Origin of the sequence: Pedobacter terrae (assembly GCF_036946585.1) — a bacterium.
In the GTDB taxonomy this organism is placed as follows: Bacteria; Bacteroidota; Bacteroidia; order Sphingobacteriales; family Sphingobacteriaceae; genus Pedobacter; species Pedobacter terrae_C.
Genome location: NZ_JAQIIV010000022.1, coordinates 53,064 through 68,953 on the forward strand (window position 1 = coordinate 53,064; position 15,890 = coordinate 68,953).

The 15,890-nt window shown below is 37.5% G+C and carries 13 protein-coding genes; 4 read left to right on the forward strand and 9 right to left on the reverse strand.

Going from position 1 to position 15,890, the window contains the following annotated elements; genetic code table 11:
• Positions 1-15: 15 nt before the first annotated feature.
• The 4 genes from PGN18_RS20300 to PGN18_RS20315 form a co-directional block, all read right to left on the reverse strand.
• Positions 16-1,245, reverse strand: coding sequence for a hypothetical protein (locus tag PGN18_RS20300; protein ID WP_335321403.1), 1,230 nt, complete (start codon positions 1,243-1,245; stop codon positions 16-18).
• A complete protein-coding gene (locus PGN18_RS20305; RefSeq protein WP_335321404.1) occupies positions 1,238-1,750 on the reverse strand; it encodes an RNA polymerase sigma factor in 513 nt (170 codons plus the stop codon). Before PGN18_RS20305 ends, PGN18_RS20300 begins: the two co-directional genes overlap by 8 nt.
• Before the next feature lie 193 nt (positions 1,751-1,943).
• Positions 1,944-2,639: a DUF4397 domain-containing protein gene (locus PGN18_RS20310; RefSeq protein WP_335321405.1), complete on the reverse strand. Its 696-nt coding sequence runs from the start codon at positions 2,637-2,639 to the stop codon at positions 1,944-1,946.
• Between the two features lie 165 nt (positions 2,640-2,804).
• Positions 2,805-4,427, reverse strand: a complete 1,623-nt coding sequence (locus PGN18_RS20315; RefSeq protein WP_335321406.1) for an ABC-F family ATP-binding cassette domain-containing protein — start codon at positions 4,425-4,427, stop codon at positions 2,805-2,807.
• Between the two features lie 657 nt (positions 4,428-5,084).
• Between PGN18_RS20315 and PGN18_RS20320 the strand changes: the two genes are divergently transcribed.
• From PGN18_RS20320 to PGN18_RS20330, 3 genes are all read left to right on the forward strand, one after another.
• A complete protein-coding gene (locus PGN18_RS20320; RefSeq protein ID WP_335321407.1) occupies positions 5,085-5,645 on the forward strand; it encodes a hypothetical protein in 561 nt (186 codons plus the stop codon).
• 202 nt (positions 5,646-5,847) lie between these two features.
• A complete protein-coding gene (locus PGN18_RS20325) occupies positions 5,848-6,423 on the forward strand; it encodes a nitroreductase family protein (protein WP_335321408.1) in 576 nt (191 codons plus the stop codon).
• Between the two features lie 143 nt (positions 6,424-6,566).
• The gene (locus PGN18_RS20330; protein ID WP_335321409.1) at positions 6,567-7,019 is read left to right on the forward strand and encodes a 3-oxoacyl-ACP synthase; all 453 of its coding nucleotides are present in this window, start codon (positions 6,567-6,569) and stop codon (positions 7,017-7,019) included.
• 349 nt (positions 7,020-7,368) lie between these two features.
• On the opposite strand, the gene PGN18_RS20335 is transcribed toward PGN18_RS20330, so the two are convergent.
• The 4 genes from PGN18_RS20335 to PGN18_RS20350 form a co-directional block, all read right to left on the reverse strand.
• Complete coding sequence (locus tag PGN18_RS20335) at positions 7,369-8,535, reverse strand: DUF3298 and DUF4163 domain-containing protein (RefSeq protein ID WP_335321410.1); 1,167 nt, start codon at positions 8,533-8,535, stop codon at positions 7,369-7,371.
• A 90-nt stretch (positions 8,536-8,625) separates the two neighbouring features.
• Entirely contained in the window at positions 8,626-9,507 is an 882-nt protein-coding gene (locus PGN18_RS20340) for a polysaccharide deacetylase family protein (protein ID WP_335321411.1), read from the reverse strand.
• 13 nt (positions 9,508-9,520) lie between these two features.
• Positions 9,521-10,882 (reverse strand): hypothetical protein, encoded by a 1,362-nt coding sequence (locus PGN18_RS20345; RefSeq protein WP_335321412.1) that lies wholly within the window; start codon positions 10,880-10,882, stop codon positions 9,521-9,523.
• A 55-nt stretch (positions 10,883-10,937) separates the two neighbouring features.
• Complete coding sequence (locus PGN18_RS20350; protein ID WP_335321413.1) at positions 10,938-11,819, reverse strand: polysaccharide deacetylase family protein; 882 nt, start codon at positions 11,817-11,819, stop codon at positions 10,938-10,940.
• 176 nt (positions 11,820-11,995) lie between these two features.
• On the opposite strand from PGN18_RS20350, the gene PGN18_RS20355 reads away from it, so the two are divergent.
• Positions 11,996-14,503 (forward strand): S9 family peptidase, encoded by a 2,508-nt coding sequence (locus PGN18_RS20355; RefSeq protein WP_335321414.1) that lies wholly within the window; start codon positions 11,996-11,998, stop codon positions 14,501-14,503.
• 736 nt (positions 14,504-15,239) lie between these two features.
• Here the strand turns inward: PGN18_RS20355 and PGN18_RS20360 are convergent.
• Positions 15,240-15,890 (reverse strand): M57 family metalloprotease (locus PGN18_RS20360; protein ID WP_335321415.1); only part of this gene is annotated, 651 nt, incomplete at its 5' end.

Genomic DNA, 15,890 nt, shown 5'->3' on the forward strand with positions numbered 1-15,890 from the left:
AAATATCTTAGTTTTTTAGAAATCAATTTTTAATCGCAAACCACCATTGGTCAGGTTAAGGTTTTCTTTAGAGAAAGTTTTCATAGGCAGTCTTAAAAAAGGCTCGATAGCAATGTTATTCTTTTTGGAGATTTTTTGCTTATAGCCCAAAGAGAAATTGTAGAATCCGATATATTTATCAGGATCTATGCTCGCTTCAGGTTGCGGCTCAACCTTTTTCTCCTGTACAATCATGGTTTTAGAATCTGCGTAACCGTTTACTGCAGGAGCATCGAAACTTTGAACCTGATTAACGATATAGCTGTTTTGTTGCGAGTTGTTTAAAACAGCAAGTGCAGAAACCCCAACATTGGTGTAAAGTTTATCGCTAATGTTATATTTTAATTCCAAAGGCACATTAATTCCACGCACCTTGGCATCAACTGAAGCTAAATTTTTACCCGATAAGGTTTGTGGCGCAGTAGCGTTTAATGATTCGGTTGTGCTGATTGATGCATAAGATACACCAGAACTTATTGATAATTTATTGGCGATGGCATAAGATAAAGAAAATCCATAATTCATGGTTACTTTATTATCGTTACCCATAGCTGGCGCAACATATACATCTGGTTGCCATTTAGAGCTACCACTCGCTTTACCGGTAGGTTTTTGCTGATTTACATAACTATCATGAGCCAAAAGTTTCTCGAAATCTGTTCGTGTATTAATGGGTTGAGGTTTTTTCTTTTCTGTTAAAATGTCCAACTGTTTTTGCTTTAAATCAGAAAGATTGATCACCGAAAGATGATGATCTAATTGATTAGGGTTAACCGGACTTAAGTTTCCTGATGAATTGAAAACCGCATATTCATGCTGTTGTTCAATTTTAGTTGTTAAATTTTCTTTAGTTATACTATTTTGATTAGCAGTTAAGTTACTTATGGCAGCAGCATGGTTGTTAACATCATCCAAGGATGGGGCTATACTTTTTGGAGGAATTAAGCCAGCTGTATCTTCATGTACAGGTTTACGGTCTATTTTAGTTTTAGTTATGGCAACATCGTTTTTCTGACCGATATTGTTTTGCGCAAAAAATAAACCGGCGAAAATTAAAATTAGGGCAGCAGCAGTCCATAGAGGCCAGAAAGTTAAGCCTCTTTTCTTATTTTCCTGTTCTGAAAAGCGCTCCCAAGCACCATCAGGATAAACTTCCTCATGGTTCTGGAGTTGTGCGGTGATGTGCTCAATTAATTCCTTATCCATTTTTTTCATATGAATTAACCATGGTATTGAGGTAAAGGCTACGTAATTTATTTTTAGAGCGTGTTAGATAAACCCGACTGGAACTTTCCGGAATGTTTAACATTTTTGCAATTTCATCATGGTTAAAACCCTCAATTTCATATAAGTTAAATACCAATCTCTGCGTATCTGGTAAGTGATTTAATAAATTCAGAATATCGTTAACATGTAATTCTGAAGCAATGGATACCTGGGTAACCGGATGTTCGCTTTCTGCTAAATCATCAACATAAAACTGAACCTTGTTACTCCTGATTTTGTCTATCGCTGTACGCGAAGCAATTTGGGCTATCCAACCTTTAAATGATCTTTGTAATTCTTCTGGATTTTTTGGTGCTTTGAAACCGCCAACATGTTTGAAGATTTTGATAAAACTGTCATTCACAAGCTCTTCACTATCCGAAGGATTCTTGGTATACCTTAAAATTATGCCCATTAAATAGCCATAAAATGATTTATACATCATTTCTTTACAGCTATTGTCGTTTTTTACACAGCCTTTTAAAATTTCCTCAAAACTGAGTATTTTTTTTATCACCCTGGTAAAGGACTATTTATTAAAGGTTTATCATGATTGATTGATGGCAAATTTAAGAAAAATAACACCACCCAATTTTGGGCAGTGTTAATTTCCGTTTCCACAGGTAGAGCGAAATATTTTATTTGTTCGTCATCACAGATAAACCAACCCCGGTACTATCGGTTTTGCTTGATAAGCCTTTGGCCCAGATGGTATAAATTTTACCTTTTTCAATTTTAACAGCTGGCAAACTCACCTTAACTGCTCCACCTTGTTTTAATTGAAAGGTATAACTGTCATTTGGTGTGATATTGCTAAAAGAAGTAAATTCTTTAAATGCCTTCGCAGTAAACAATGGTGCATCTGTACCTGCAATCGCCAAATCAAATGGGGCAGAACCTGGACTTAAGTTTACAAAACGAACCTTGGCTTTATCAGTTTCAGGCGCTTTTAAATCATCTTCAAGAATCAATAGTTTGGTTGATTTTAAGGTATCCACTACAAAAACAGAATAAAATGATCCTGATTTAAGCGTCGTTTGAGCTGTAGTTAAATATTTTAAGGTATCTTTTTTAGCTACACCCACCAATCTGATACCTGGATAAGCCGCATAATAGCCAATATCTTTTGTATAAGTAAAGCTATTGATTTTTTGGTTATCCAAAATAAAATCAAGTGCACCCGTTCCTGGTGACGCGTGAACAAAACCAATACCGGCAGCTTCTATAGGCTCGTTGTTAAAATCTTTTTTACAGGCCGTTATGGTTAAAGTTATCGCAAGGAGAGAGAGTATAATTTTTGTCGTAGTGCTAAAATTTTTCAAATCCGTTTTCATTTTAATGTTTAAATCAATTTCTGAACAAAACAGGTTAATGGCCATTAACGCTTTTTTTTGTAAAACGAATAAGGTATTGAAAACGCTACAGCCATGCCACGTTTTTTTATCAAAAAAAAAGCCACATGATTTACATGTGGCTTCAACGTATATATTAAGCTGATGCTATGCGTACATTTCTTCTCTCAATTTGGCTACATCACTATTGTTGATGTATTCATCATAAGTCATTAACTTATCAATAGTACCCTTTGGTGTGATTTCAATAATACGGTTAGCAACCGTTTCTGTTAACTGATGATCTCGTGAAGTAAACAATATGGTACCTTTAAAGTCTTTCATACCATTATTCAACGCTTCAATCGATTCTAAATCCAGGTGATTGGTTGGCTCATCAAACATCAATACGTTAGCCTGTTGTAACATCATCCTTGAAAACATACAACGCATTTTTTCACCACCTGAAAGCACTTTTACATTTTTAAGTACTTCTTCGCCCGAGAACAACATACGGCCTAAAAAGCTGCGCACAAATTGTTCATCGGCATCAGTGCCAGAATACTCCCGCAACCAATCTACCAGGTTTTCATCCTTACCTGCAAAATATTCAGTATTATCATTCGGGATATCTGCTGTGCTGATGGTAACACCCCATTTAAATTCTCCTTTATGATCGGTATCTCTACCCGTTAAAACATCGTAAAATGCCGCGGTAGCTAAGCTGTTCTGAGATAGTATGGCAATTTTATCGCCCTTGTTTACCATAAAGGTTACTTTATCAAACAGCACACCATCATTTCCGCTTTTACCAAGGTTTTCAACCTGTAAAATCTGGTCGCCAGCCTCACGACCGGTATTGTTAAATATAATGGCTGGATATTTTCTGCTCGAAGCTTTAATTTCGGTAATGTCAATTTTATCTAAAGCTTTTTTACGTGAAGTAGCTTGCTTAGATTTAGAAGCATTGGCACTGAATCTACGGATAAATTCCTGAAGCTCTTTCACCTTATCTTCCATTTTTTTGTTCTGGTCGCTACGCTGTTTTAAGGCCAGCTGACTCGACTCGTACCAGAAAGTATAGTTACCCGTGTAAATGCTCATTTTAGCAAAGTCGATATCCACAATATGGGTACAAACCGCATCTAAAAAGTGCCTGTCGTGCGATACAACCAATACAATATTCTGATAATCAGCAAGGAAATTTTCTAACCAGGCAATGGTTTCGATGTCCAAATCGTTGGTAGGCTCATCCAGTAACAAAATATCAGGATTGCCAAAAAGGGCCTGTGCCAATAACACGCGTACTTTTTGTGTATTATCCAGCTCCTTTAACAATTTATAGTGATTGTCTTCAGTGATGCCCAGGTTGCTCAGCATCGTTGCTGCATTGCTTTCCATGTTCCAGCCATCCATTTCTGCGAAAAGATTTTCAAGCTCTCCGGCGCGTTCGCCATCCTTCTCCGTGAAATCTTCTTTCATATAAATGGCATCTTTCTCTTTCATGATGGCATAAAGTTCTTTATGACCGATCATGACGGTTTCCAATACCGAAAACTCATCAAATTCGTAGTGATTTTGTTTTAAAACCGCCATTCTTTCGCCTGGGGTAAAAGCTACGCTACCAGAGGTTTGACTCACTTCTCCTGATAAAATTTTAAGAAAAGTAGATTTACCTGCGCCGTTAGCCCCAATTACGCCATAGCAGTTGCCTTGGGTGAATTTTAGGTTAACGTCTTCAAATAATGTGCGTTTGCCGTATCGTAACGATAAATTAGAAACTGAAATCATGCTATAATTGAAATAAGCCGCAAAGATACGTAAAAAGGTTGAGGGTAGGAAGGTATTTAGCTGCTGTAAAGTTGAAATGCTGTAAAGTTTGAATGTTGTAATATCAGAAAGTTTAAAGCCTTTATCGTTAGAAAGTTGAAATATTTTAGGAAACGAAGGGCCTGGGACTTTTTGGCAGATGCAGCCCCGTTATCCGCTTTACTCAGTTACACTGTGTGTTCGCTACTACCGGGTTTATTTTACAAAGGGGAGAAGCTTTTAGCCAATTGCTTAAAACTCAAAACCTCAAATTTCAAGCATAATAGATGATTGTTAGTCTTAACTAAAAATCATAATTCATACCTCATCTTGTGGTAAGATTCCCAATCAGGTTGGGAATGACGATCTTCACAATGTACTTTCTATTAAAATATTTATTTTCTATCTGCATGCTAACCATACCTCGCTTGCGAACATAGATCACTTCCTTGATGGATAAATTAAACCAAGTGATACGTCTTTCCCGCGGAGGCGGGAATCTTAATGCAAGCTACACACATAGATTCCCAATCAAAGTTGGGAATGACGACCTATCTTAAGGTGATTTACGGTAAAAAAATAGAATTTCTAAGAGGAAGTTAATCTGTTTCTCTCAGGCAAAAAGTTTATTTTAGCCTCATGCTAAATCAAACCTTGCTCGAAACCATTAAAACCACACTACAAAAAAGTAAAGTAGAAAAATTAGCGACCATCGCTTCAGCTGATGGTTTTTCGGTAAAAGACCTGATCGATTTAACTTTTTATCATGATCAACAGATCGGATTTCGGGCTGCATGGATTTTAGAAAACGTATTTACTAACCACCAGCAGCAGTTTTTGCCTTATATACGCTATTTTTTAGAAAAATTTCCACAGCAAAGCAATTTATCAGCATTAAGACATTACGCAAAAATTTTAGCCATTATGACCAAAAGAAACGCTTCAATAGAAATCAAAAAGATTATCGCCGATTATGATACTGATCATTTGGTTGAGGTTGTTTTTGTCTGGTTGATTGACGGGAAAATCCCTGTGGCAATAAAATCACATTGTCTAAATATTTTAGCCAATTTAACAATTAAACACAGCTGGATTAGGGAAGAGCTCCTGCAAACCATTGATTTTCTGGTTGATAAAGAAAGTATAGGTTTCTTTGCTAAGGTTAAACAGATCAGGAAACAGTTGGCAGTTCGTAGTTAATGGTTTTCAGTTGGCAGTTAACAGTTGGCAATTAACAATTTTCAGTTGGCAGTTAACTAATTAACCAATATCCAATAACCAATAAACCAATGACCAATTTCCAGTTAATGAAAAGTCAAATCTTCAATGCTTTAGCCTTAAACCCTACACCTTCAACCTTCCACCTTATCAAATCTTCCACCTTTTCCCTTATATTTACCACATGAGTACAACATACGATATCATCTCAAAAGTTATAAAAGAACGTCGCAGTATTTTCCCTGCCAGCTATATTAAAAAAGAAATTCCGGTTGAGGTGATTAACCAGATTTTAGAAACCGCCAATTACGCGCCAACACATAAGTTAACCCAGCCCTGGCGCTTTGTCGTAATCAGAAAAGCTGGGTTGGCCAGGCTAGGTGAGGAGCTGGGTAAATTATATAAAGCCTTGGTTTCTCCACAGCAGTTTTTACAGAAAAAGTATGATAGCTTTGCTGAGAAAACGGCGCAGGCTGATTGTATTATTGCCATCAATATGCAAATAAGTGGTAAAATACCCGAATGGGAAGAGCTGGCCGCGGTTTCTTGTGCAGTGCAAAATATGGCTTTGACTGCAGAGAGTTTAAAAGTTGGCGCATATTGGAGTTCGCCGCCGTTAATTGATCAGTTAGGTAATTTCCTAAGTCTTGGTGAAAATGAAAAATGTATTGGCTTATTTTACATGGGCTATCACAATGAAAAAACCTGGACGCCAAACCGCACTCCCATTGAAGAAAAGGTGAGGTGGATAGAGGAGTAGTTTTTAGTTTTAAGTCCAAAGTCTTCAGTCCCAGGTTAGTAGTCTGGTTTATAGTTAATTTTTGGAAAATTCTTCTCCTTTGTACAGTAAACCATCAATCATGAACCATCTACATTTTCCACTATTCATCATCCATTCCCCATATGTCTGCTTTAAAATCAACACTTTACCAGCTTTGTTTCACTTTTATCCAAAACAGGATAGAAAATATTGAGTATTCGCTGCAGCAGGCCAGGCAGGCATCTAACGATGATACAAAAAGCAGCGCTGGCGACAAATATGAAACTACACGGGAAATGATGCAACAGGAGATGGACCGCAACAATAAATTATTGTATGAAGCCGGACAGCAGAAAATTGCTTTGCAGCAGATTGAAAATGTAACATCAGACCGATTGGTTAAAAACGGAAGTTTGGTGCTTACTTCCGGAGGTAACTTCTACATTAGCATTAGTGCCGGGGAGTTACATACGGATGGACAAAAATTCTTTGCTATTTCCCAGGTTTCACCTATTGGCAAGCTTTTAATCGGAAAAGCTGTAAATGACAGTTTTAAGTTTAACGCGAAAGAGTATATTGTTAAGGAGATACTGTAAAAATTTTCAGTTTATATTATACCGATTAACTTAAAATATGATCTCGATAATTAGTATGAATACTGCTGTATAAAGGCATCTGACTAAATTAATTCGTCATGCTGAATTCATTTTACAAGTAGTGCTAGTGTTTTCAATCGCCTTGTAGCTACTTCGTGGTCAGCATCTTTTTAACGGGAAAGACCCTGAAATAATTACCTTCGGTGAGCTCGCTAAGGCTCCGTTCAGGGTGACGACAATATGAATTATCAAAGTCAGATTAAGATATCTCCGCTGATTTAAGATGATCAACACAGAAGATTTTAATACCAGGTTTCAATTTCACAGTTAACCGGTAATTATCGCTAATTTATTTAATTTTCATTCTTTGCTTAAATGCCGGTACTAAATAATTCTTAACGTCCGAATAAGGAATAAAGACTACAATCTGTCCTTGTGCATAACTGGCAACTTCGTAAGGATTATACATAAAGGCAATACCATTGGCATTAAAATAAAAGTTATTATTGGGTTTAATAAAATCATCAAAAAGAAAGGTGTTTAATGCATCTTTAGCTTTAATATTATATTCCTTACGTAGATTGCGTTCTAAAATGCTAGCCAAAGTATTGGAATCTATCTTAACAATATCATTTAGTTCCAGCTGTTTTTTGTTCAGCACGTCTAAACAAAACATACTGCTGTTATAATTGCCGTGTGCCCCGCCAGTGTAAGCATCAGTAAGGAAATCAACCACCACATAACCATTATCATTGTAATTGACCGTTTGCTGGCTATTGTTAGTATAATTCATCCAGGCCTCAAATTCACTGCCCCGGCCATCTTTCTGCTGTTCGGCAACCTCGGTTTTATAGTCGCTGAAATAGTCAGCAGTTATATTTTTGAAACCTGTTAAGCGATCAACTTTCTCCAGACCGAAGATTTTTTTAAGTTCTGAATCCAGCCATTTGCCATCTTCATCATTGCTTTTGTTCTCGAGATATTGAAAACCAATTTCGGCGGTAGGAGATTTTGCCCGGTCAGCAAATGCGCTGACTGAATCTCTGTAAGTTCCGATACTCAATGGATAACTGCCTTCAGGATACTTTTCTGTTAAAGCTATCGGGTATTTTTTTGTTTTATCTCCACTTTCCCATATACCATCAAAACCGTTTCCGTTCCATTTTAATGTTAAAAGTGGCGATTTTGAATTTTGATTAAAGTAGGATTCATAGAAATTATATTCTGCCAGTATAATACTATCTTTACCTATTACCGTGTCAGTTGAGAGATTAAGCCATGAGCCATCATAATAATAGGTGCCACTAACCTCATCATCATCCACTTTTTGCAGGTGCATCACTACTTTTTTTCCTGCAATGGTACCTTCTAATCTTTTGTAAAAACTCTTGGTAAGTGCTGTTTTAGCAGCGGTTTTACCATCAGTTGTCTCACTATTATTATTAGCGTTTTTAGGGTTATTACAAGCTGATGCTATCGCTAATCCAAAAAGAAGGAAAAGAAAAGAATACTTCATAAGGTTATGATTAAGGGTATTAATATTGAAAGTTATCAAGTTGGATTTTTAAACCTTTCAACGCTTAATTTTTAATCATTAACCCCTTTGTTAAGATTTTGTTTTGTTAAAACTTTTGTTGATGCTGTAATAAAGGTTTTTTGCCGTGTATCTTCCCGGATCGATTATCCTTCTGATGGTGTAAAGCGGATAATTTTCGTCCCTTGCTGTCGATAAGATAAAAGCAGCCTTAAATCCATGTTCCTTTAATTTATGCAGGGTAGATGATTTATGAACGCCATAAGGAAATGCAAAATATTCCACTTTTTTACCTGTAATCTGTTCCAGTTTTTTAGTGGGCTCATCGATCTGGGTGGTCCAATCTGCATCCGTAAACTGTGCGAAGTTTTTATGGTCGTAAGTATGGCTGGCAATTGTATTTCCCTCGTCAGATAGTTGTTTAATCTGCTCTTTGGTCATGTAGTTGATCCGCCCTTTTCTGCCGATGGATACCGTCATGATAAAATAAACACCTTTAAAGCCATATTTTTTCAATGTAGAATTGCCAACTGTAAATTGATCTTCATCTGTATCGTCAAACGTGATCATAATTGGCTTTTCAGGTAATTTAGTGCCGTAAACCAGGTAATCGTACAATTGATCGGGTAGAATAGAGTGGTAACCACTATCGGCCAGCATTTTCATATGTTCCCTGAATTTATCAGGGGCAATAATATCGTCATGCGCTCTTTTGCTGTCGCTGGCTATGTTATTTCTGATCTGATGGTAACAGAGAACGGGTACCTCTCTGCGCGCCAAAATGGTTTTATTATCGGCAGGTTTCGTATTGGTCGAATCTATTTTAACTACGGACGAAGTATCTTTTGTGGTGGCCTTTTCTTTTTGCTTATTGCCCGAACAGGCAAATGACAGTGAAGATAAAAATAGAACGTATAATAGGCTATGGACCGCTGGTTTTAAATGTAAATTCAAGGTTGTTATATATTTATTTAATCAAAGATACAGCGTTTCCAGAAATGATAAAGTCTTTTTCGTAAGCATCCCACTCTTTTTGAGTGATACCCGATTTTAAAGCATTTCTTTTAAAGAAACTGTAATCGGTTAATTCATTTTTAGAAGTTAAACAGGTATTTAAGAATTTAAACATTCGTTTTTCGCCGATCATCTGCTCTAAACCACGGAGTAAAAATGGACCGTAAGAATAACGGTAGGTTCCCGATATTTCATTGGCCTCTTTAATATCATTTAAAGGTTTGGCCTTAAAATTTCCGAGCGCTTTCCCTTTATCTTCAAAATATTTGGTGCCGAATGCCTTGCCAAATTTTTCTTCACCTGCTTTGACCGATAAATATTCGGCGGTAGATTCTAGAAAGAACCAAAATAAAGTAGAATTTGGCTGTAACACATTTCCGAAATAGTAATGACCAATTTCATGTGCGATAAATGGATAATCGGTTGAGTCTTTAAGTTTGTTTTGCTGTACATCAATCATATCGCCCAATTTTATACCCGCAAAGGCAATTGTTGGGAACGACACAAAACCCCAGCTTCTGCCTTTATTAAATTTTTCAACAGGTGAATGTTCTATAAATACATTTTTAGTATCATAAGGAATCTTTAAGACATTGAAATAATAGGCTTTCATTTCCGCTATATTATTTTCGAAAACTTCCAGTTGTTTATCATCCATCTGGCTGTTTAAGAATAACGCTCCTTTGGTTTTTTGCACATCACAATCCCCTGCAAAAATCATAGGCGCAATAGGCACTTGAGATTTAAAACTGGCGACTGGTCCTGGTTTTGGCTGGTCGCCGTTGATGAAGATCATTTTGGCATCTTTACTGATTACCTGAATATCAAAGGTCATCTGCTCAATTTGTCTGTCATTTTTGATATCGTAAATAATTGGATACCATTTAGATTGATCGGTAGCGCGCATTGTTTTGCCATTAAAGGCAATCAGCCCCTTAAAATCGACAAAGTTTAGGGTATCAGTATAAACTGGAAAAGCACCTGTATAGGTAATATGCAGTTTTCCTGGATTTATCATTGTGCTGTCTTTATGCAACGGCGTGTAAATCAGACCTTCGCCCCGCATGGCTCCACCATAAAAACCACTGTATTTTAATGTCTGATTGGCCGAATCCTTTATGGCCTTAATGTTAAAACCTTTGTTTAAAAGTATTTGATAGTCTTTACCGAGGTTAGGGATATTACTTAAAACAAAATCGCAGGTAATTTGGCCCGTAGCCATAACTACTTCAACTTTTCCACTTAGATGGGGTGTTTGTGCATTGAGCTTAATAAGCTGGGATAACAATAAAACAATTAAGGCTAATTTTTTCATGTTGATTTGGTGGTTCATGTAAAAAGAAAATCCCGATTTTAAATCGGGATTTTTATTAGAAGCTGTTTTTAATGCTGTTGCTCAACGTTTTTGGCGACCAGTAACCACTGGCAATAATCCGGCGAATGGTAAACAATGGATCTTTTTCATCACGTTTGGTTGATAACTGAAAGGCCATTCTGAAACCACGTTTTTTAAGCTCTGGGATACCTTCTGCATTCCATAAACCAAATGGATAAGCAAATTCTGTCATTTTTTTGCCCGTAATCTCTTCCAGTTTTTTTGTTGGTTTATCTAGTTGTTCTTCCCAATCCTTACCGGCGTATTTTTTGAAGTTTTTATGATCGTAAGTGTGGCTGCCGATCACATTTCCTTCATCAGCAAGTTGCTTGATCTGCTCTTTCGTCATGTAATCAACAAACTTACCTTTTCTACCGATCGAAACGGTCATGATGAAATAAACTGCTTTATAGCCCAGTTTTTCTAAAGTTGGACGCACAACGGTAAACTGGTCCATGTCGGTATCATCAAAAGTTAACATAATGGGTTTGCTTGGTAAAGCAGCACCAGTATTGAGGTAAGCATAAAGCTGATCTGGTAAAATGGTATGATAACCGCTATCGGCCAGCATTTTCATCTGATCTTTAAAGTTCTGGATTTCTACAATATAATCTTTGCCTACTTTTCCATCAGTGGGTTTCCAGTTTCTTACCTGATGATAGCATAAAATCGGAACTTGTTTTCTGGACAGGATGGTTTTGGCATCAGCCACTTTTATTTTGGATACATCAACAGCAGCAGCTTTGGAATTTTCGATTGTTTGTGCTGTTTTTTCTGTCGAATCTTTCCCTGCTGAATTTTCTGTTTGTGATTTGGATTGGCAGCTGGCCAATAAAATTGCCCCTGCTGTTAGTAAGGTTAAAAAGCTGTATTTCATTATTAGTATATATGGATACAAAACTATAAAATCCTTCAGTTATTTATCCATCAAAATAAATGGTGTTAATAATTAATTCCGGTTGTAAGAAATTGCACTAACTATCGCATTTATTACATATCAAAGCTTATTTAATATCCTTTAATTAAATAATTTAGCAGCTCAAACAAATTTTAATGAACAAATTCTACAAATTTCTGCTGGGAGCGCAGTTTTTATCTTTAACTGTTGCTGCACAAAATAAAACATTTACCCTAACCGAAAATATTCAGCCACAGCCTAAGGCAAATTATCAGCTTGCTTCGCGTTTTTCGCCAAATAAGCTGAAAAAAATGGTGTATTCTACTGCTGTAGATCCACACTGGCTAAAACTGAGCAATCGTTTCTGGTACACTTTTGAAAGTCCAAAAGGAAAATTCTGGTATCTGGTAGATCCTGCGACCAAAAGCAAAAAGTTGATGTTTGATAATGCGAAACTTGCTGCAGCGATTACATTGATTGTTCGGGATCCATTTGATGCAGAACATTTACCCCTGGAAAACTTAAAATTTGCCGCCGACGAGAAAAGTATTTCTTTCGAAGTAAAAAGTACGATTGAAGAGCTAAAAAAAGATAGAAAAGATAAAAAAGCTGCAGATTCTATGCAGAAGAAAATATTTTCTTTCAAATACGAACTGGCAAGTGCGAAATTAACCGAAGTGCCAAATTTTAGTAAACCCAAGCCTAAACCATCATGGGGATCTGTAGCACCCGATTCTTCTGCCATCATCTTCTCCCGCAATTATAATTTGTATTGGATGGATAAAGATAACTACAAAAAGGCAGTTAATAATGAGGAAGATAGTACCATTGTAGAACATCAACTTACTAAAGATGGCGTTAAATTTTATTCTTATGGAAGTGATGGCGATGGTGAAAACAATGTGGAGAATGAGAAAAACAATAAAAAACGTCGCGGTGCTTATGTGCTTTGGTCACCCAATTCAAAATATTTTGTATTAGACCGAACTGATTCGCGTAAGGTTAAAGACCTTTGGGTAATTAACAGTGTTACGCCTGGCCGTCCGACTTTGGAAACCTATAAATATCAGATGCCAGGTGAGGCTGAAGCCCCTCAGGATGAAGTTTTACTGTTCGATTTTGCTGCAAAATCTTATAAAAAACTAAATGTAACAGCATTTAAAGATCAAAGCGTATCCATTTGGAGCAAACCAGCCTTAAATAAAGACCGTGATAACGAATTCCGCCCATCTATTTGGTTAGGTAATAATAACAGGTTTTATTTTTCGCGTACCAGTCGCGATTTAAAACGTATTGACATCGGTACCGTTGATATTGCCACAGGTAAGGTTACGCCTTTAATCGACGAGCGTTTTAATACCTACGTTGAAGTGAACCGCCCGGGGCTGATAAATGATGGTAAAGAATTAATTCACTGGAGTGAGCGTGATGGCTGGGCACATTTTTATCTTTTTGACGAAAACGGGAAGCTGAAAAACCAGATCACCAAAGGCGCTTTCCACTGCGAGAGCATTGTAAATATTGATGAGAAAAAACGCATTCTTTATTTTACGGCAAACGGTAGGGAAGGTAAAGAAGATCCTTATTACTTGCATTTATACAGCATCAATTTCGATGGTTCGAATATGAAATTGTTAAATGCCGGCGATTTCGATCACCTGGCCAATATGAATGATAACAATACTTTTTTTGTTGATAATTACTCGAGGGTAAATACAGCACCGAAAGCTACGCTTTATGATGGGGCAGGCAGAAAAATAATGGATCTGGAGACAACTGATCTTTCATTGTTGATGGCTGCGGGCTACAAATTTCCCGAACCTTTTAAAGTAAAAGCGGATGACGGAATAACCGATCTATATGGCGTAATGTATAAACCTTTTGATTTCGATCCCAATAAAAAGTATCCTATAATCGAATATGTTTACCCAGGACCGCAAACCGAAGCGGTAAACAAAGCTTTTAGCAAAAGCATGGACCGTACCGAACGTTTGGCTCAATTTGGTTACATCGTAATTACGGTAGGTAATCGCGGTGGAAATCCATCACGTTCTAAATGGTACCATACTTATGGTTATGGCAATTTGCGCGATTATGGTTTAGCAGATAAAAAAACGGCTATTGAGCAATTAGCTGCCAAATATTCATACATCGACGAGTCGAAGGTAGGTATTACTGGTCACTCGGGTGGTGGTTTTATGTCTACTGCCGCCATGTTGGTATATCCTGATTTCTTTAAAGCGGCTGTTTCAAATGCCGGGAATCATGACAACAGCATTTACAACCGTTGGTGGAGCGAAAAACATCATGGTGTTAAGGAAACCATTTCTTTGAAAGGCGATACCTCATTTAAATATAGCATTGATAAAAATCCTGATCTGGCAAAAAATCTGAAAGGACATTTGTTATTGATGCACGGTGATGTTGACAACAATGTGCATCCGGCAAACTCTATTCGCGTGGCCAATGCCTTAATGAAAGCAGGGAAACGCTTTGATTTCCTGATTATCCCTGGGCAGCGTCATGGTTTTGGAGATATGACAGAATATGCTTTCTGGAAACTGGCCGATCATTTTAATAAATATTTAATTGGTGATTTTTATGAACCTAGTGATGTTGACCTGGTAGAAATGGACAGGGATATTGAGCAGAACGGCAAGTAATTTTTAATGGAATAAGTTATTACAATGGCCTGTGGAAGCAGGCCATTTTTTTTGCCATGGTTCGTGTCCTCACGAAGCATTTTATTTTCCATCAATTTTGGTTTTAGGGAAAGCAGGCTCCGGTTTTCATGGGTTATTCCAGTCCTGCTATTGCCTATAGTCCCGATTGAATTTTCTTAGATACAATTTTGTTTTAAATCGGGAGCTATTTGGCGCTATCAGGTTTATGTAATTTGGGTTTGTGTTCCAAATGGAAAGTTCAATAGCAACGTTTTTTCATCCTTCGCCGTGGTTCGTGCCCCTCACGAAGCATTTTTACTTTCCGTCAATTTTACTTTCAGAAAAGGAGGCTCCGGTCTTCATGGGTTATATCGGTCCTGCTATTGCCTATAGTCCCATACAATTTGAAGCGCAGGCCTTAGTAATTCTTTCTCGCCAAGGTTAGTGTCCTCACGAACCTAATTATTTGATACCGGGTTGAGGTTAAATAAACATTCTGCAACATTAAATATGGAATATGCATTGGCCACCTAGCCCCTGGCCGTTGCAGTAGAGTGGTTGAAGTGATACCCTGTAGCAACGAGGTAGCGAAGCGTATAAACGTAAACTGGAGGAAAAGCGATTATTTATTAGCTTTTAACGTATTTGGATAGTAAACATTTTTCATTAATTAAAAAACCTCCCGAATGAAATCGGAAGGCTTTATTAGGTTTAAGATAATCCTTGGTTTTTGATCTTATTTGTAAAGGTAATTTATAGCGATGACATCATTAGCATTGAAAGTACGATTGCCACCGTTAGAACAGGCTAACATGAATGATGCTGCATCTGGATTAGCAGGCGTTCCTGGTATTCTTACTGCACCCACGTTTGATGCGCCTTCATTCCCCGCGCCACTTGCGCCACAGCTAAACGCACGGTTCATGTAATCGGTATGACGGAAGCCGATGCAATGGCCAACTTCGTGCTGAATTACAGAAGCCAGGTACAATAAATTTGGATTGGAACCGTAAGCCGCTGAATTGGTATTCATTCTGATCTGGTTATAAGGCTGGCCTGATGATGTAGGGAAACCGGCAGAGCCTAAGGTAATAAAACCACCGCTCGGACCTTCGTTAAAACCTACAACATTAATATTTCCTGTTGTACCTGCGCTGGCCCGTTGGAAAGTGATCCGTAAACCTAATGAATTGTATCTCGAAATCATCGTGTTTACCGCATCGCTATATACCTGAGGCAGGTTGGTTACCGATACCGTAATTACGCGAGGTAAAGATTTAACAGTGTTTGTGGTTCTATACTGTTCCGTTTCGGCGATATTTAAATTCGCCCCTGTGGAAGGTTCAGTTAAATTGTCGTCGGTTAAAAGGATATCTCCCTCTACCAA

Bases quoted from the DNA above. Each gene is read 5' to 3' on its own strand.
- PGN18_RS20355 (WP_335321414.1), top strand. From the start codon at position 11,996: ATGAACAAATTCTACAAATTTCTGCTGGGAGCGCAGTTTTTATCTTTA.
- PGN18_RS20310 (WP_335321405.1), bottom strand. From the start codon at position 2,639: ATGAAAACGGATTTGAAAAATTTTAGCACTACGACAAAAATTATACTC.
- PGN18_RS20320 (WP_335321407.1), top strand. From the start codon at position 5,085: ATGCTAAATCAAACCTTGCTCGAAACCATTAAAACCACACTACAAAAA.
- PGN18_RS20305 (WP_335321404.1), bottom strand. From the start codon at position 1,750: ATGATGTATAAATCATTTTATGGCTATTTAATGGGCATAATTTTAAGG.
- PGN18_RS20315 (WP_335321406.1), bottom strand. From the start codon at position 4,427: ATGATTTCAGTTTCTAATTTATCGTTACGATACGGCAAACGCACATTA.
- PGN18_RS20300 (WP_335321403.1), bottom strand. From the start codon at position 1,245: ATGGATAAGGAATTAATTGAGCACATCACCGCACAACTCCAGAACCAT.
- PGN18_RS20330 (WP_335321409.1), top strand. From the start codon at position 6,567: ATGTCTGCTTTAAAATCAACACTTTACCAGCTTTGTTTCACTTTTATC.
- PGN18_RS20335 (WP_335321410.1), bottom strand. From the start codon at position 8,535: ATGAAGTATTCTTTTCTTTTCCTTCTTTTTGGATTAGCGATAGCATCA.
- PGN18_RS20350 (WP_335321413.1), bottom strand. From the start codon at position 11,819: ATGAAATACAGCTTTTTAACCTTACTAACAGCAGGGGCAATTTTATTG.
- PGN18_RS20325 (WP_335321408.1), top strand. From the start codon at position 5,848: ATGAGTACAACATACGATATCATCTCAAAAGTTATAAAAGAACGTCGC.
- PGN18_RS20345 (WP_335321412.1), bottom strand. From the start codon at position 10,882: ATGAAAAAATTAGCCTTAATTGTTTTATTGTTATCCCAGCTTATTAAG.